This is a genomic window from Dactylosporangium sp. NPDC049742 (genome assembly GCF_040674675.1).
Taxonomy (GTDB): Bacteria; Actinomycetota; Actinomycetes; order Mycobacteriales; family Micromonosporaceae; genus Dactylosporangium; species Dactylosporangium maewongense.
Map to the genome: position 1 here is coordinate 85,628 of NZ_JBFANF010000032.1, position 15,489 is coordinate 101,116.

General features: G+C 68.8%; 13 protein-coding genes and 1 pseudogene. 4 read left to right on the plus strand and 10 right to left on the minus strand.

Annotated features, from left to right (window positions below):
• Positions 1-411: 411 nt before the first annotated feature.
• Positions 412-1,344 carry a LysR substrate-binding domain-containing protein gene (locus AB0J72_RS32990; protein WP_363405413.1) on the minus strand — a complete coding sequence of 311 codons (933 nt, stop codon included), beginning with the start codon at positions 1,342-1,344 and terminating at the stop codon, positions 412-414.
• Positions 1,345-1,523: 179 nt separating this feature from the next.
• On the opposite strand from AB0J72_RS32990, the gene AB0J72_RS32995 reads away from it, so the two are divergent.
• Positions 1,524-2,738 (plus strand): MFS transporter, encoded by a 1,215-nt coding sequence (locus AB0J72_RS32995; protein WP_363405415.1) that lies wholly within the window; start codon positions 1,524-1,526, stop codon positions 2,736-2,738.
• Between the two features lie 424 nt (positions 2,739-3,162).
• On the opposite strand, the gene AB0J72_RS33000 is transcribed toward AB0J72_RS32995, so the two are convergent.
• Complete coding sequence (locus AB0J72_RS33000; protein WP_363405417.1) at positions 3,163-5,676, minus strand: excinuclease ABC subunit UvrA; 2,514 nt, start codon at positions 5,674-5,676, stop codon at positions 3,163-3,165.
• Positions 5,677-5,844: 168 nt separating this feature from the next.
• Positions 5,845-6,375: a pyridoxamine 5'-phosphate oxidase family protein gene (locus tag AB0J72_RS33005; protein ID WP_360568343.1), complete on the minus strand. Its 531-nt coding sequence runs from the start codon at positions 6,373-6,375 to the stop codon at positions 5,845-5,847.
• A 385-nt stretch (positions 6,376-6,760) separates the two neighbouring features.
• Here AB0J72_RS33005 and AB0J72_RS33010 point away from each other — a divergent pair, with 385 nt between their 5' ends.
• On the plus strand, positions 6,761-7,060 hold the full coding sequence (locus AB0J72_RS33010; protein ID WP_363405419.1) for a hypothetical protein: 300 nt from the start codon (positions 6,761-6,763) through the stop codon (positions 7,058-7,060).
• 120 nt (positions 7,061-7,180) lie between these two features.
• On the opposite strand, the pseudogene AB0J72_RS33015 reads toward AB0J72_RS33010, so the two are convergent.
• The 3 genes and pseudogenes from AB0J72_RS33015 to AB0J72_RS33025 all read right to left on the minus strand — a co-directional run.
• Positions 7,181-7,778: pseudogene (locus tag AB0J72_RS33015) on the minus strand (IS6 family transposase); the annotation flags it as partial.
• Positions 7,779-7,861: 83 nt separating this feature from the next.
• The gene (locus AB0J72_RS33020) at positions 7,862-8,881 is read right to left on the minus strand and encodes a Gfo/Idh/MocA family oxidoreductase (protein WP_363405421.1); all 1,020 of its coding nucleotides are present in this window, start codon (positions 8,879-8,881) and stop codon (positions 7,862-7,864) included.
• Between the two features lie 26 nt (positions 8,882-8,907).
• Entirely contained in the window at positions 8,908-9,858 is a 951-nt protein-coding gene (locus AB0J72_RS33025) for an NAD(P)-dependent oxidoreductase (protein WP_363405423.1), read from the minus strand.
• A 93-nt stretch (positions 9,859-9,951) separates the two neighbouring features.
• On the opposite strand from AB0J72_RS33025, the gene AB0J72_RS33030 reads away from it, so the two are divergent.
• Both AB0J72_RS33030 and AB0J72_RS33035 read left to right on the plus strand, forming a co-directional pair.
• Positions 9,952-11,067, plus strand: coding sequence for a mandelate racemase/muconate lactonizing enzyme family protein (locus AB0J72_RS33030; RefSeq protein WP_363405425.1), 1,116 nt, complete (start codon positions 9,952-9,954; stop codon positions 11,065-11,067).
• A 20-nt stretch (positions 11,068-11,087) separates the two neighbouring features.
• Positions 11,088-11,471, plus strand: coding sequence for a RidA family protein (locus tag AB0J72_RS33035; RefSeq protein WP_354898986.1), 384 nt, complete (start codon positions 11,088-11,090; stop codon positions 11,469-11,471).
• A gap of 50 nt (positions 11,472-11,521) precedes the next feature.
• Here AB0J72_RS33035 and AB0J72_RS33040 read toward each other — a convergent pair whose 3' ends face one another.
• From AB0J72_RS33040 to AB0J72_RS33055, 4 genes are all read right to left on the minus strand, one after another.
• Entirely contained in the window at positions 11,522-12,313 is a 792-nt protein-coding gene (locus AB0J72_RS33040; protein WP_363405427.1) for an SDR family oxidoreductase, read from the minus strand.
• A complete protein-coding gene (locus AB0J72_RS33045; protein WP_363405429.1) occupies positions 12,304-13,293 on the minus strand; it encodes a M14 family metallopeptidase in 990 nt (329 codons plus the stop codon). The genes AB0J72_RS33040 and AB0J72_RS33045 overlap by 10 nt, the downstream gene beginning before the upstream one ends.
• A gap of 19 nt (positions 13,294-13,312) precedes the next feature.
• The gene (locus AB0J72_RS33050) at positions 13,313-14,443 is read right to left on the minus strand and encodes an RNA-guided endonuclease TnpB family protein (protein ID WP_363405431.1); all 1,131 of its coding nucleotides are present in this window, start codon (positions 14,441-14,443) and stop codon (positions 13,313-13,315) included.
• 92 nt (positions 14,444-14,535) lie between these two features.
• Positions 14,536-15,483, minus strand: a complete 948-nt coding sequence (locus AB0J72_RS33055; protein ID WP_363405433.1) for a dihydrodipicolinate synthase family protein — start codon at positions 15,481-15,483, stop codon at positions 14,536-14,538.
• Positions 15,484-15,489 lie beyond the last annotated feature (6 nt).

The following is a 15,489-nucleotide window of genomic DNA, read 5'->3' on the forward strand; positions in this document are numbered from 1 at the left end:
CCCGAGCTGCTCAACGGAGGAATCATGCGGGATCGGCGGCGCCGCTTGTGTGGTGCTGTTGCTCACGCGTACTCCAGCAGGTCGTGAGGCCGGCCGACGCGAAGGCGGACGCAGACCTGCTCGCCGGGCTGCACCCCGGCACGTTGCAGCACGGTGAGTGCGTCGACCTCGGGGCTGCGGGTGACAAGGCAAGCGTGCCCGCTGCTACGGCCTTCCGCGCTCGGCGGATGACGGGTAGACGCGCGTGTTGGAGGTCAACGCATGGCGACGCCAGAGGAGGGACCTTCCGCTGGCATCGTCCAATTAGATGTCAGGGTGAGTTGAGACCAACGCTCGTAGCAAGTCCGTGCTGGCACCCGCCGCGGTCGTTGAGTGGGCGATCGAGACGCCTACAGCGGTGACCAGCGGGCGTCACTCATGGCTTCCAGCGTCATTGGCGTGGATGTCGAGGAGGGCGAGGAAGGCCTTCGCCGCGGGCGTGCGCTCGGCCCGGCTCCAAATGACATATTCGACGCGGGCCGGCGCGTCCGTGACCTGGATGGTGGCCACGCCGGTGAGCTGCGGCGCGTAGGCGGACGGGAGCATGGCCACGGCAAGTCCCTGCTCGACCAGCCGGGAGATGAGGTAGGCGGTGGTCACCTCGAAGGCGACGTCGCGGCTGAGACCGGCGGCCGCGAATGCCTGATCGGACTGGATTCGCCCGGCGGTCTTGGCCGGCAGGTCGACGAACACCTCGGTGGAGAGCCGACGCAGGCTGACCGATGACTCTGCGGCGAGGGGATGGTCCGGGGCGACCACGGCGACGAGCCGGTCGCGGGCGAGTTCTCGGGCGTTGACGCCTTCGAGACGTGCGGTGGTGGGCAGGCCGAGGAAGGCCGCCTCGATGGTGCCCTGCTTGACCTGCTCGATGAGTTCTTCGCTCGCACCCGCGCGGAGGTTGATGCGTACGGACGGGTACCGCTGACGGAAGTCTCGCAGGACGCCGGGAAGGTCGACTGCGGCGACGGTAGGGATCAGGCCGATCGCGAGCCGTCCGCGTACCTCACCGACGGCCGCCGCGACCTCGGCGGAAGCGCGCTCTGCGGCGTCCAGGCACTGACGGGCAGCGGACAGGAACGCGGCGCCGGCCGGGGTCAGCCGGACACGTCGGCTGGTGCGCTCGAAGAGCTTTGCGCCCAGTTCCCGTTCAAGGCGCGCGATTTGGTGACTGAGCGCGGACTGCACCACCAGACAGCGCTCGGCGGCCCGGGTGAAGCTGTTCGTCTCGGCGACCGCGATGACGTAGCGCATCTGCTGTAGCTCCACCGATCCATCTTCGTTCACGATCGATGAGGTGACAAGCATGTATTGGACTCATTGATCCACTCGGGTGAGGCTTCGAGCAGGACCGGCACGGCACGGCTGTTGTCGGCCGGAACCCCAGTACCCCGGACCAACTTCGCCGCCGCCAGCGGTCAGCGGGAGCCGGCCGATGACACAGCCGCCATCGCCGACCGCAGGCCCCTCACGACAAGAAAGAAGACATGGTTACAACCGATGAGCACCCGTACTCGACCCTGAGGTCATGGCTGGGTGTCGCCGTCATCACCGCCAGCCTGTTCACCTTCGTCACCACCGAACTGATGCCCGTCGGCCTGCTCACCCCGGTGAGCGCGAACCTGGATGTGTCCGCGGGCGTCGCCGGATTGATGGTCACGCTGTACGGCATCTCCGCCGGCCTCGGCGTGCCGTTCATCGTCGCGTGGACCAGGCGCATCAACCGGCGCATCCTGCTGTCCGTACTCCTGGCGATCCTGGCCCTGGGTAACCTGCTCACCGCCGTCGCACCGAACTTCGCTCTGGTCCTCACCACCCGGCTCGTCATGGGATTCGCCAACGGCGTCTTCTGGGCCATCGGCGTGAGCATGGCGATGCGCCTCGTACCCGGACGTCTCGCACCCCGAGCGGCGGCGGTCGCGCTGTCCGGCATCTCGATCGCCGCAGTGGTAGGCATTCCACTCGGCACATTCCTGGAAAACCTCACCAACTGGCGCGCCACATTTCTCATCTGGGCCGGCCTCAGCACGCTGATGTTCCTCGCGGTCACCGTGATCATCCCCTCGCTGCCCTCGGAGAACGCCGTCCCGGTCCGGGATGTCTTCCGACTCCCGATCCAGTACCCGCAACTGCGCCTGGTGATGGTCGCCGTGACGCTGTACGTGCTCGGCCACTTCGGCGCGTACACCTACATCCGGCCCTTCGCGGAGGAGCAGGCGTCGGCCTCGGTCGCCTTCATCACCGTGTTGCTCGTGATCTACGGCGTCGGTGGCACGGCCGGCAACTTCATCGCCGGCCACACGGTGACCAAGAACCTCTGGGTCAGCTTCGTCCTCGCCTGCGCAGGGCTCGTGACGGCGATGCTGCTGCTGCTCACAATCGGGCACACACGGCCCGGACTGATCATCGCCGTTGCCCTCTGGGGAGCGTCCTTCGGCGCCGCGAACCTGTGCCAGATCAACCTGATGCTCGGTGCCGCACCCGGAAAGTTCGAGGCAGCCATGTCCATCAACACCATGGGCTACAACACGTCCATCGCACTGGGCGCGCTGTTCGGCGGATGGTTCGCCGACAGTCTTGGCCTCGACAGCGCCCTCTGGTTCGGTGTGGCGCTGACGGGCGCCGCGTTGCTCGTCACCGTCGCCATACGTCGGACGGCCACTGTGCCGGTCTCCGAGGACGAGTTGGCCACCACCGGGTGACACGTTGACCGGGCCGGACGCAAACCGTGCGGAGTGCGCCCAGCGGACACCCGGGCTGTCGGCTCAAGAGGCCCGGTGGGAGCGGGCAGACTGACTGCTCCCACCGGGTCCGAAACCGTACGCCGAGACCACCAACTGGATGATGGCGCTGCTCGCCGATGCGGTCGACGGACCGGGGCACCGATGAGCGGGTGACCGGCCGGCCGCCGCATACCGTCGCACCATGGCCCGTCGACCACGCGGCCGACTTTGGCCGGCGGCGGCACGGCCAGTGGTGAACGCATGACGGCGAACACCTGGACCTGCTGTTCGGCGGTGGCCGAGGCGCGCACGCTTCCGCCGATGTCAAGCCGGGGGGCGCTCCTCCTCGGCTGGGGCACGGACGGAGTGCAGGACGTGACGCAGGACCCGCCCCGACTCCTGGTCAGCGCAGGCCTTCTCGTATCTCCAGGAGCGGTAGGCCCGCCGCGTACCGCCGGAAGAAGCTGGCGGTCGGGGTGTCGGCTGTCGCGACGGCCTCCGGGGTGCCCTCCGCGACCACCGCGCCTCCATCCGGACCGGCTCCCGGCCCCAGGTCGATCACCCAGTCCGCGGACGCGGCGACGGGGATGTCGTGTTCGGCCACGACGACGGTGTTGCCCGAGTCCAGCAACACATCGAGCGCGTCCACCACGCGCTGGATGTCAGACGGGTGCAGGCCCGAGACGGGCTCGTCGAGAACGACGAGCCCGGCTTTGCGGCTCGCAGCACCGCGTTGGATGGCGGAGGCCAGCTTCAGCCGCTGCGCCTCGCCGCCGGACAACTCTGTGGCGCTCTGGCCGAGTTGGAGATAGCCGAGCCCGACCTGGTTCAGAGCTTCCAGGGTCTCTACGAGCTGGCGGGGCTCGGAGAAGTGCTCCACGGCCTCGGCGACGGTGAGCTCCAGCACCTGATCGATGGCCAGTCCCCGGTACGTGGTCTCCAACGCCTCCGGCTTGTAGCGCCGGCCCTCGCACACGTCGCAGACCACCCACACGTCCGGTAGGAAGTGCATGTCGACCAGTTTGCGGCCATAACCGGTGCAGGTCTCGCAGCGGCCGCCATCCGCGGTGTTGAAGCTGAACCAGGAGGCGTTGACCCCTCGCCCGCGCGCCACCTCGGTCTCGGCGAACAGCTTGCGGACGATGTCGAATGCCTTGCTGTACGTAGCCGGGTTGGATCGCGGCGTCCGCCCGAGCGGTTCTTGATCGACGACGGCGACCCAGCTGAACCCCTCGATGCCGGTCACCTCCCGCACCGTGTCGGTCGCCGTCCCGTCCAGGGCGGCCTCCACGCTCGCCCCGAGCGCGGCGAGGAGGCTGCTCTTGCCGCTGCCGCTCACGCCGGTCAGGCAGGTGAGCCGACCGGCGGGGAACCTCACCAGGCTCGCGGTGACGTTGTGCGTACGCAGCCCGTGCAGCTCCACCCAGCCGGTCTCATCCCCGGCCGGGCGGCGGGCCCGGTGCAGCCGCGGCCCCTCGCCGGCCAGATAGCGCCCGGTCAGCGACTTGGAATGAGCGGCCACGTCGGCGGGAGGCCCGGACACGAGGATCTCACCGCCAAATCGGCCCGAGCCGGGCCCCATGTCGATCACCCAGTCGACTCGGGCGATCAGCTCAGGGTCGTGCTCGACGAGGAGTACGGTGTTGCCGGCCTCGCGCAGCTCCAGGGCGATGTCGAGCAGGTGTGCCTTGTCCGCTGGATGCAGCCCGGTGCCGGGCTCGTCCAGGACGAAGATCATGCCGCTCAGCTCGGTGCTGAGCTGCGCGGCGAGTCGGGTCCGCTGCAACTCACCTCCGGACAGTGTCGCTGCGCTCCGGGACAGTTGGAGGTGGGCCAGGCCGAGCCGGTCAAGGATTCCGAGCCTGCGGCCGAGGTCCTGCAGCAGCGGATCGCCCACCTCACGCTGCCGGGCGTCCAGCTCGTCCGCCACGCGTTTCGCCCAGCCTCGTACCTCCCGCACCTCCACCTCGAGCAGGTTGGGGTAGGTCAGTCCACCGAGCCGCACGGACCGGGCCACCTGGTCGTATCCGCTGCCGCCGCAGGTGCCGCAGGGCTGCTTGCGCATGTACGGCAGGTAGCGCTGCTTGGCGCTGGACGTCTGGGCGTTCACAAACACCCGCTCCACCTCGGCGAGCGCGCCCCGCAGCGGCTCACTCGAGGTGTAGGTCACCATGGCCCTCTCATTCCTGTTCGTCATGTCGATGGTCGCCTCGATCTTCTCGTCACCCGTGCCGTGGAGCACGCAGTGACGGAACTCCTCAGGCAGCGACTGCCACGACCGGCCGAGGTCCACGCCCCGCTTCTCGGCAAGCGCCGGTATGAACGCGTGTTCCCCCGATCGCCACTTGGCGTACCAGGGCGAGGCCCCCTCGAAGAGCGGAAGCTCCGGATGGGTGATGACCAGGTCTTCCTGCGCCTGCCAGCGCCCGCCCACCCCGTGGCAGTCCGCACAGCTCCCTTCCGGCGTATTGCGGTCGAAGTGAGCGGTCGTCAGATACTCGTTACCACTCTCCGCCGCCGGGTCTGCGCCGATCCCAGGGAGACGCGAGTAAAGCAGCCCCAGGTGCCCATCAATGCCGGTGATCGTTGCGACGGTGGAACGGGGGTTACGGTTCAGACGGCGCTGGTCGACCGCGAGCGTCGCGCCGAGTCCCAGGATACGGTCGACCTTCGGCCGATTGCGCTGCGTTATGTACTGCCGTACGAACGGCGAAAGCCCCTCCAGATACCGCAGCTGGGCTTCGCTGTGCAGGGTGTCGATGGCCAGCGAGGTCTTGCCGCTGCCGCTGACTCCGGTGAAGGCGACGAGCCGTCCTTTGGGAATGCTCACGGACACGTCCCGCAGATTGTTGGTACGAGCCCCTACCACGTCGATCGTGTCGCGTCCCTTCGCGACGCCCGATCCGAATTCAGTCAACCTTCGTCCGCCCTCTCGCAAACGAGGCAGGGCATGGGCGTACAGCCCCTGCCCTGCCGAACAAACCGAACACGCGCTTCACCGCAGGTCGCCGTCCAGGGGATCTGAGCGGACCCTTCACACATCTCTCATGACGTGGCTGGTCCCGATCCGGCCACTGCTGCGGGATCAGGACTGGGACAGCGCAGTGAGCTTGGCGATGTCGGGCGCGTAGGCGGCCATCCAGTGCGGACGCAGCCGGTAGTAGACAACCGTGTTGTCCCAGTCGAAGAGGTCCTCGCCGTAGAAGTCCTTGAGGTATGCGAGCAGGTCCGGCCAGTCCTCGGCCGGCTCGCCGTCCTGGGGGTTGAGGATCTCCACCCTCCCGTGCGTGAACACGCCCAGGTCCTCACCGCGCATGTGCGCGACGCTCACGGCGGACCGCGCCGAGAGATGACGCGCCTTGGCCGAGCCGCGCGCCGTGCCAAAAAGCCACTTGCCGTGCAGGAAATGCCCATCCACACCACTGATCCGCGGCTCGCCCTTCGCCGTCACGGTGGACAGGGCGAGGGTGCACATGCCGGCGAGGACGTGGGTGAGCTGCTGCGCGGTCAGGGTGCGCTCAGTGCTTATGATCGAGCGGAGATGCGCGGTGGAACGGGAGAGGGAGGCATCAAGCAGCGCCTGAAGCTCTTTGAGTTCTTCTGAAGTTTCGCGCACGAACGTCCTTATCTGTTGGTATTTATCGGAATTCCCGGCTTACGCCCCGCCATCGACGCCGAGCAGCCAACCGATACTCAACCCAAAACCTGACACCTTGTGTCTTGTTTCTTCATCCGTTTCGCAGACAGCACCCGAACTGGCGATCTTGGTTCCGGGTTCTGCCACCGATCGTGCGCACCGACCTCGCCCGGTTGAGGTCTGCGGCGAAGGGGTCGGTGAGCGTGGGGACGTTGCGGATGCCGTTCGTCGACGCCACCATGCGTAACAACCGTCCGGTCGAGGCGATACCGCCGTTCAGTCGAGCACTGCGGCGGCCGGATCGGTAACGATCTGGTGGACCGCCACTCACCTCACCTCACCTCGGGACGGAACTTTGTCCACCTTGCGATTCGAGACCGTGCTGAAGAGCCCGACGCAGTACGTGCTGCGCGTCAGCGCCACCAGCCAGGGCACGAACCTGACCATTGCGTGGCGTCGATCGATCGGCATCGGCAAGCTCCAGGTCAATGGCATCGACATCAAGCCATCGTGGGCCGGCGGCTTCCGATTCCCGTTCGAGATCGGCGGCACCACGTACAACTGGATCATCAAACCGTCCACCAGTGGCATGCTCGTCGAGAACCTCAAACAGATCGAGGTCACCGCCAACGGCGAGGTCGTCTTCGGCGACGTCGTCTCATAGTTTTCGATTCATAGGTTCAGGGTCCGAGCCCTGTCGGCTCACCGCCGTGAGCCGCGCATTGCAGTTGCACGGCGCGTGCTTCTTGCCACCCCCTTACTCGTCTGGGACGTGCGCTGGGTAGGCATGTCCAGCGATGATCACCTGTGCGGTCTTGTCCGTTCGTAGCCCGCGCATCGGTCTCAGCCGGTGCTTGAGGCTACTGTGATCAGCCTCGATCGGATTGTTGGCGTACCGCTCGACGTGATGCCACGCCGACGGGATCAGCTCGTCGAGCACGCCGGGGTAGACCGCGGCGGCGTCGGTGATGACCTCCCTGGGTGTCACCTTCAACATCGACAGCGCCCGTCGGAAGAACCGCCGAGCGGCTTCGGCGTCGCGGCGGGCCGAGACCAGCACGTCGATGACCTGCCCGTACTGGTCGACGGCGCGATACACGTAGCGCCAGATTCCGTTGACCTTGACATACGTCTCATCGACGTGCCACCTGTCGCCTGGCGAGTGCCGGCAGAACCGGGCAGCGTCAGGCAGCGCCGGCCAGCAGCGGCGTGAACCGCTGGACCCACCGGTACACCGTGACGTGATCAACCTCCACGCCGCGCTCGACCAGCAACTCCTCAACGTCCCGATAGGACAGATTGAACCGCAGATACCAGCGCACGGCGCTGACGGTGACCCCGGCCGGGAACCGGAACCCGGCGAACGCCGACTTCGCAGGCAGCCACGGATCAGGCCGGGTCGATGCCTTCACTGCTCAAGTCTGCATCGATCTTGCCGACGCTCAACGCAACGGTGCACCCCGCCTCAGGGCAGCGGCACCGCCTGGCGAGTGCGGGCGGAGAGCTCCGCCGCCTCGAGCATCGCTGTCGTGGCCAGTCCCTCGGCGCCGCTCACCAACGGCGGGCGGCCGTCTCGGGCCGCCCCGATCAGGTCCGTCAGTTCGGCCGCGTAGGCCGCCAGGCGCGGCCCGCTGACCGGGTCGAGCGGGTCGAACGCCGCCTGCTCGAAGACGACCGAGAAGCCCTCCCCCTTGCCGAGGCGCACCGCTCCGTACGCATCGCAGTCGATCATGCCCTCGGTACCGACCAGCTGGAATTGAAGCCCGGAGCCCAGGCCGGGCGCGGGGATGTCGTAGCTCATCCACAGCTGTGCCATCGCGCCGCCCTTGAAGTGATACGTGGCCATCGCGCTGCGCAGTGGCGGGTCCGCGGCTCCGTACTGTTCGAAGAGGGCGAACGCGAGGTCGGGTTCGTCGCCGATGAACCAGCGCACCAGGTCGCAGGCGTGCGCACCCCACGAGGCGTAGGTGGTCTGCTGGGCGGGATCGAGCTTCCACTGGTCCTGGGTCTTGCTGGTGTCCCAGAAGCCCATTTCGGGCCCGATCGCCCGCACCATCGTGACCCGCCCGATCACACCGTCGTCGAGGAGTCGCTTGGCGAACACGGGTGCGTCGCGGAACCGGTGCTGCGACACGACGGCGAGCTGCACTCCGGCCGCCTCGGCGGCGTCGTTCATCCGGGTGCATTCGGCCGCGTTCTGCGCCATCGGCTTCTCGATCAGGATGTGCTTGCCCGCCCGGGCCGCGGCGACGGCTTGAAGCTCGTGGCCGGCCGGTGGTGTCGTCAGCACGACGACCTCGACCGCAGGATCGGCGAGGAGGCTTTCGTACGAGTCGTGCAGTGGGCAACCGTAGTCGGCAGCCAGAGCCGGCGCGCGCCGGCCGCCGGCGACGCCGACCAGGTTCGCCTGCGCCACGTGGTTGGCCGCCACCTCCGACCAGGTGCGTCCCATGAAGCCGGAGCCGAGCACACCGACGCCGGTCATGCCCTCTCCGCTTCGCTCCGAGCCGGTCATGATGCCTCCCTGAGCCGACCGTGCCGGTCGAGCAGGTCGATGATGCGGGCCGCCGAGAGGGTGTGCATGTCGGCGAACGCCTCCACCGACGTCGCGCCGACGTGCTGGGTCAGTACCACATTCGTGAGCCCGGACAGCGGGTCCGGCACCGGCGGCGGTTCCACCTCCCGGACGTCGAGGCCCGCGCCGCGCAGCCGGCCGGCCTTCAAGGCGGCCGCCAGGGCCGCCTCGTCGATGAGCCCGCCCCGGGCCACGTTCACCACCACCGCGTCCGGCCGCAGGCGTCCGATCGCCGCGGCGTCAAGCACGTGGCGCGAGTCCGCGGTCAACGCGGCGCACAGCACGACCGCGTCGCTTTCGTCGAGGAGGTCGTTCAACGGTACGAGCGGGAAGGGCGCCTCGGTGCGGTACGGATCGTAGGCCACGACCGTCATGCCGAGTCCGTGTGCCTTCTCGGCGACGCGGGTGCCGATGCGACCAAGGCCGACCACCCCGATGCGCTGACCGCGCACCCGTCGAATCATGTAGAACTCCGGCAGTTCACGGACCTCCCATTGACCGGCCGCGGCTGCACTCGCCATCGGCACCAGTGCCCGCTGCACCGCCATCAGCAGTGCGATGGCCTGGTCGGAGACCTCCTCGGTGCAGTAGTCGGGCACGTTCGTGACCTCGATGCCGAGCTCTGCCGCGCGTGCCGTGTCCACGCCGTCCATGCCGACGCTGTAACAGAGAATGCCGCAGCATCGTGTCATCAGGTCGAGCTCTTCGCGGGGCAGCCGGCCCGACGCGACGACGACGTCGGCCTTTGGCAGCGCCTTGCGGGCGGCGTCCAGATCGGCCGGTAGCACCAGGTCGACGCCACGGGCCGCCAGCGTGTCCCGTTCGACGTCGTAGTTCCACCGCAGGGTGGTGATGGGGTCGTAGACAACAACAGTGGGAGCGCCCATATCTCTCCTCGCACAATGTGTGCTGTTTCAGCAGTTGAACTCAGCATTTTACTCGATAGAATCAGCCAGCTACACCGATGTCAAGGAGGCCCCATGCGCGTCACCGCCGCCGAAGTGCTGCACGTGCGGGCACCGCTCACCGTCGCGGCCGGTCCGGCCGGCGTGTTCAACCGGCACCGCGAAACGTTGCTGCTGAAGCTGTCCACATCCGACGGAACGGTCGGCTGGGGCGAGACCTACGCCCTGCCCGGCACCCGCGACCTCCTGGCCATGCTCGCCGCGGACCTTGTCGGCGCGCCGGTCACGCACGCGTGGCCACGCCGCCCCGGCCTCGACGAGGTGGGCGCCGCGCTGGCGCTGAGCGCCGTCGACATCGCCTGGCACGACCTGCTCGGCCGAACGCTCGGCGTGCCGGTGCACACCCTGCTCGGCGGCGCCCGACGCGACCGGGTGCCGGCGTACGCCTCCGGCTTCCTCTACCAGGAGGGCCGCCACCCCGCCGACGCCTGGCCGGACGAGGCGGCCAGACTGCACGAGCGAGGCTTCCGCGCCATGAAGGTACGAATGGGCGGCTACCCGCCGGTCGAGGAGCTGGCGCTGCTGGAGCAGCTGCGGGCCACGCTCCCCGGCGACGTGATGCTCATGGTCGACGCCTGGGGCGCCTATTCGGCTCCCACCGCGGTGCGGGTGGGCCGGCGCCTGGCCGACCTGGGCGTCGCGTGGTTCGAGGAGCCGACCCCCCTGGCCCGGCCCGAGCTCACCGCGCAGCTGGCGGTGCCGGTCGCCGGTGGCGAGATGGGGCGGACGCCGTCCGAGTTCGCACGGCTGCTCGACCACCGCACGTTCGACGTGATCCAGCCCGACGCGGCGATCTGCGGGGGACTCGCCGCGGCCCGGTTCGTCGGGGAGCTCGCGGCGCTGCATGAGATCGCGTGCGTGCCGCACACCTGGAACGGGGCCGTGATGGCCGCCGCCACCCTGCATCTGGCCGCCGTCCTGCCACCGGCCGCACGCACCGGCGACGGCACCTGGCCCGGCGGCGACGTGAGTGGTCCGATGCTCGAATACGACACGAGCGAAAACCCGTTCATCCGCGACATCCTGCGCGTCCCACCCTCCTTGGTGGACGGATGTTTCGCGGTGCCCGACTCGCCGGGCCTCGGCATCGAGATCGACGAGACCACGCTGTCCCAATACCGCATCGCATAACCGCGCCCCAGGAGGCAACCATGCAGAAGGAACCGATCGTCCCCGCCGGCGGCGCACCGCCGGCCGGGCCCTACTCCCCCGGAATCCGGGCCGGCAACCTGCTCTTCGTCTCGGGCCAAGGCCCCTTCGATGCCGACGGCAAGCTCATCGGCGACACCTTCCAGATCCAGGCACGCGCCACCTTCGCCAACATCGAACGCATCATCACGGCCGCCGGCGGGAATCTCTCCGGCATCCTGCGCATCGGCGCCTACCTGCACACCCTGGACAACTTCGCGGAATTCAACGACATCATGCGCGACGTACTACCCACCCCGCATCCAGCGCGTACGACGATCCCGGTACCACTGCCCGGATTCCTGATCGAGATCGACGCGGTCGTGCTGCTCCCCGACCCCGCCTGACGACCTGAACCGGCGCTCCACGGTGAGCTCACCGTGGAGCGCCTGGACGCTCAGTAGGACAGCCAGCCACCGTCGACGAGGATGCTCGCGCCGGTGACGAAGCCGGCCTCGGCGGAGCAGAGATAGGCCACCATCGAGGCCACGTCGTCGGGATGGCCGCGGCGGCCCAGCGGCGTGTGCCGCTCCCACCACCGCTGCGGCTCGGACAGCTCCGGCGGGGGCGCCGGGGTGCCGGCGCGCTCGTCGAGCGCGATGTCACCCGGCGCGACGTGGACCGCTCGGATGTTGTGCGGCGCCAATTCGAACGCCAGCCCCCGGGTCAGCCCCAGCATCCCCGCCTTGGTCGTCGTGTAGGCGGTCGCGTGGTGCTGGGCCGCATACGCGGCGACCGAGCCGATGTTGACAATCACGCCCGGCGTGCCCCTCGCCACCATGCACCGGGCGGCCTCGCGGGAACACCGGAACGCAGCGGTGAGATTCACGCCGACGACGCGATCCAGCCACTCGTCATCGCAGTCCAGCAGCGGGCGCGACGCGCCCGGCCCGGTCACCGCCGCGTTGTTCACCAGGATGTCGATGCCGCCGAAGCGCTCCACACAACGCGCGACGAGCGCCCTGCAGGACGCCGCGTCGGCGAGGTCGGCCACAGCTACGTCGAGACTGCGATGGGGCGCGGCGAGCCGGCTCGCCGCCGCGGCCGCGGTCTGCGGGGTTCGCTGACCGACGAGGACGTGCGCGCCCTCATCGGCGAGGCGGGCCGAGATCGCCGCGCCGATCCCGCTTCCGCCGCCGGTCACCAGGGCCACCCGCCCGGCCAACCCGGCGGTGCCGGTCACTGCCACGACACCTCCTCCGCGACGGGCCCGAGCATGACGATGCCGACGCCGGGCTCGACCTCGGCCCGCCGCCGCAGCATCATCACCGTTCCGTCGTGCGGGGCCGAGATCTCCTCGGCCGGCAACCCGTCCCCGTCGAGAATCTCCGCCACCAGGTCGCCGCACCTGACCTGGTCGCCGGCCCGGACCGCGGTGACACACCAGCCTGACACCGATGCGGAGACCGACGAGTCGACGTCGCCGTCACCACCGCGCAGGATCCGTTGCGGCCCCGTTCCCGCCGGCACGTCCGCGGCGGCGAGCATGCCGAGCCGGCCGAGCACCCGCAGTACGCCGTCGCGGTAGCCGAGCAGCTCCGAGCGGCGCAACGATCCGCCGCCGCCGCCCTCGACGTAGATGGACGGCACGCCGTAGGACGAGGCCGTGGTAAGGCTGCGCCCCGGATTGAGCCGGTCGTGCGCCCAGAGCAGCGGCGCACCGAACGCGTGCGCCGCCGGTCGGCCGGTCGGATCGCTGAAACCGGCGAAGAACGGCATCGCGTAGTTGAGTCCCGCCGAGTGCAGATCGATGAGCAGGTCCGAGTTACGGATGACGCGCTGTGCCAGGGCGTCCGCGATCCGTTCGGTGACCGTGCCGTCGGCGCGGCCGGGGAAGGCGCGGGCCAGGTTGCCGTCGTCGACAGGGCTGGTCCGGGTGCCCGCCTCGTGGGCCGGCGGGTTCGCGACCGCCACCGCGAGGATCCGCCCGGACCACTGCGGCGGGTCGGCGCTGAGATGCGCCACGATCGCCCGTACGGCGGCGATGCCCTCCAGTTCGTCGCCATGCACCCCGCCGAGCAGGGCCACGGTCGGGCCGGCGGCGGAGCCCGCCAGTTCCCGGATCACGACCGTGGCCTCGCCGACGTCGATCCGGTGTGTCTTGACTTCCTCCCCACGGCTGAAGCGGGGGGATTCCTGGACCTCACGGTCCGGGGGTTCCTTCTTCATCGATTGCTGCCCTCCCGCGCTAGACGCGAGCTGGTCTCACGCCATCTCCAAAGGCTGACACCGCAAGCCCTGCGGCCAAGATGTTGCGCGCCGCGTTCACGTCCCGGTCGTGGCGCGCCCCGCAAGGGCACGTCCAGTCGCGGACGTTCAACGGCAACGACGGACCGATGCGCCCGCACGCCGAGCACGTCTTGCTCGACGGATAGAACCGGTCGATCGCAATGACGGTCCGGCCGTACCAGTCGGCCTTGTACTCCAACTGGCGCCGCAACTCCGACCACGCCGCATCCGAGATAGCGCGGGCAAGGCTGTGGGTGCGGACCATATTGCGGACCGACAGGTCCTCGATGATCACCGTTTGGTTCTCGCGGATGATCCTCGTGGACAGCTTGTGCAGATGATCCCGGCGACGGTCGGCGATCCGGGCGTGAACCCGGGCGACCTTCACGCGCGCCTTGGCCCGGTTCGCGGAACCCTTCTCCTTGCGGGCAAGGTTCCGCTGCGCCTTCGCCAGCCGTACCCGGTCGCGCTTCTCGTGCTTCGGGTTGGTGACCTTCTCGCCGGTCGACAGCGTGACCAACGACGTAATGCCAGCATCCATCCCGACCGACCGCTCGACCTGCGGCAGCGCCTCGATGGTGTCCTCGACGAGGATCGAGATGTGCCAGCGGTTCGCGGCGTCGCGGGACACGGTGACCATGGACGGCGTCGCACCCTCGGGCAGCGGCCGGGACCAGACGATGTCGAGCGGGCCGGCGCATTTCGCCAGGCTGATCCGGCCGTCGCGCCAGGAGAACCCGGACGTGGTGAACGTCGCCGACGCGCGGCTTTTGCGCTTGGACTTGAAGGTTGGGTACTTCGCGCGTTTGCCCCAGAAGTTGACGTATGCCTGTTGCAGGTGTTGCAGGCCCTGCTGGAGCGCGACGTTGGAGACGTCGTACAGCCACGCCGCGTCGGGTTCGTTTTTCCAGGCGGTGAGCAGGCGGCAGGTGTCGGCGAACGTGATCCGCCGCTGTTCCTGCGTCCACGCCCGGGACCGTTCGGCGAGCGCCCGATTGTAGACGTAGCGCACTGACCCGAACGTTCGGTTGAGCAGCTCGGCCTGTTGCGGGGTCGGGTAAAAGCGGTACTTGTACGCCCGCTTCACCATCCGTCCAATTATGCTGAAATTTTAGCATGGCAGTGTTTCAGACGTGCTAACCCCATGGATGAATCCAGGGGCTTGCGCACTACGCACTCCGGTCACGGCCGCCCGACCTCGGCCGCCGCCAATGTTTCCCGCACGTGGGTCCGCATGCCGTCGTCGACCTGCACGAACGGCAACGCGGTCGTCGAATGTGCGATGACCCCCTGCTGTACCAGGGCCTCCTTCAACGACGCGATGACCGAGGCGCTGAAACTGCCGCCCGGCATCGGGTGCTGGTAGAGCTTGAAAAACGCCACGATGCGGCTCTGCATCTCGGCCGCGCCCTTCCAGTCCCCGGCCGTCGCGCGCGCGGCGAGTTCGACGTGCCACGGCGCGAAGACGTTGGCCAGGCCCGGCACGGCGCCGTGGAACCCGCCCAGCAACAGCCCGTCGATCGCGAACTCGCTGCCCGTGTAGCGACGGAACCCCTCGATGTCCGCCGTCGCCTCGGCCAGCATCCGCTGGGCCTCCACGTTGCCCGAGGAGTCTTTCACCCCCGCCACAACTCCCTCGCCGGCGAGCTCACGCATCAGGTCCGGCTCCAGCACCACGGTGACCCGGCTGGGAATGTTGTAGGCGAGGACCGGCACCGAGCCCGCGGCCCCGGCCACAGCGCGGAAGTGCCCGCCGAGCTCGGCGGCGGAGTGCGGGAAGACGAACGTCGGTGGCACGAGCAACGAGTCGGCGCCCATCTGCGCGTACACCTTCGCGTCGGCGACCGCCTCGCGGGTGCCGAGCGCCGGCACGCCGATCATGAGATGGGTCCGCTCGTCGACCCGGGCCACCGCACGGGCAGCGACCTCGAGCCGCTCGTCACGGGAGAGCGCGCCGTTCTCGCCGCACGAGCCGAGCACGAGCAGCCCGGTCACGCCCCGCCCGATGAGGTGGTCGACGAGTGCGTCGAGCGACTCGAGATCCGGGGCACCCGACGGCAGCATCGGGGTGACCATCGGCACGATCACGCCGGCGATCGGCGGGGGGACCGGGACACGAAGCGATGTCATGGAGAC

What these genes read in the sequence shown, in the direction of transcription:
- AB0J72_RS33035 (WP_354898986.1), top strand. Translation starts at nt 11,088, where the DNA reads ATGCAGAAGGAACCGATCGTCCCCGCCGGCGGCGCACCGCCGGCCGGG.
- AB0J72_RS33030 (WP_363405425.1), top strand. Translation starts at nt 9,952, where the DNA reads ATGCGCGTCACCGCCGCCGAAGTGCTGCACGTGCGGGCACCGCTCACC.
- AB0J72_RS33055 (WP_363405433.1), bottom strand. Translation starts at nt 15,483, where the DNA reads ATGACATCGCTTCGTGTCCCGGTCCCCCCGCCGATCGCCGGCGTGATC.
- AB0J72_RS33050 (WP_363405431.1), bottom strand. Translation starts at nt 14,443, where the DNA reads ATGGTGAAGCGGGCGTACAAGTACCGCTTTTACCCGACCCCGCAACAG.
- AB0J72_RS32995 (WP_363405415.1), top strand. Translation starts at nt 1,524, where the DNA reads ATGGTTACAACCGATGAGCACCCGTACTCGACCCTGAGGTCATGGCTG.
- AB0J72_RS33045 (WP_363405429.1), bottom strand. Translation starts at nt 13,293, where the DNA reads ATGAAGAAGGAACCCCCGGACCGTGAGGTCCAGGAATCCCCCCGCTTC.
- AB0J72_RS32990 (WP_363405413.1), bottom strand. Translation starts at nt 1,344, where the DNA reads ATGCTTGTCACCTCATCGATCGTGAACGAAGATGGATCGGTGGAGCTA.
- AB0J72_RS33020 (WP_363405421.1), bottom strand. Translation starts at nt 8,881, where the DNA reads ATGACCGGCGTCGGTGTGCTCGGCTCCGGCTTCATGGGACGCACCTGG.
- AB0J72_RS33025 (WP_363405423.1), bottom strand. Translation starts at nt 9,858, where the DNA reads ATGGGCGCTCCCACTGTTGTTGTCTACGACCCCATCACCACCCTGCGG.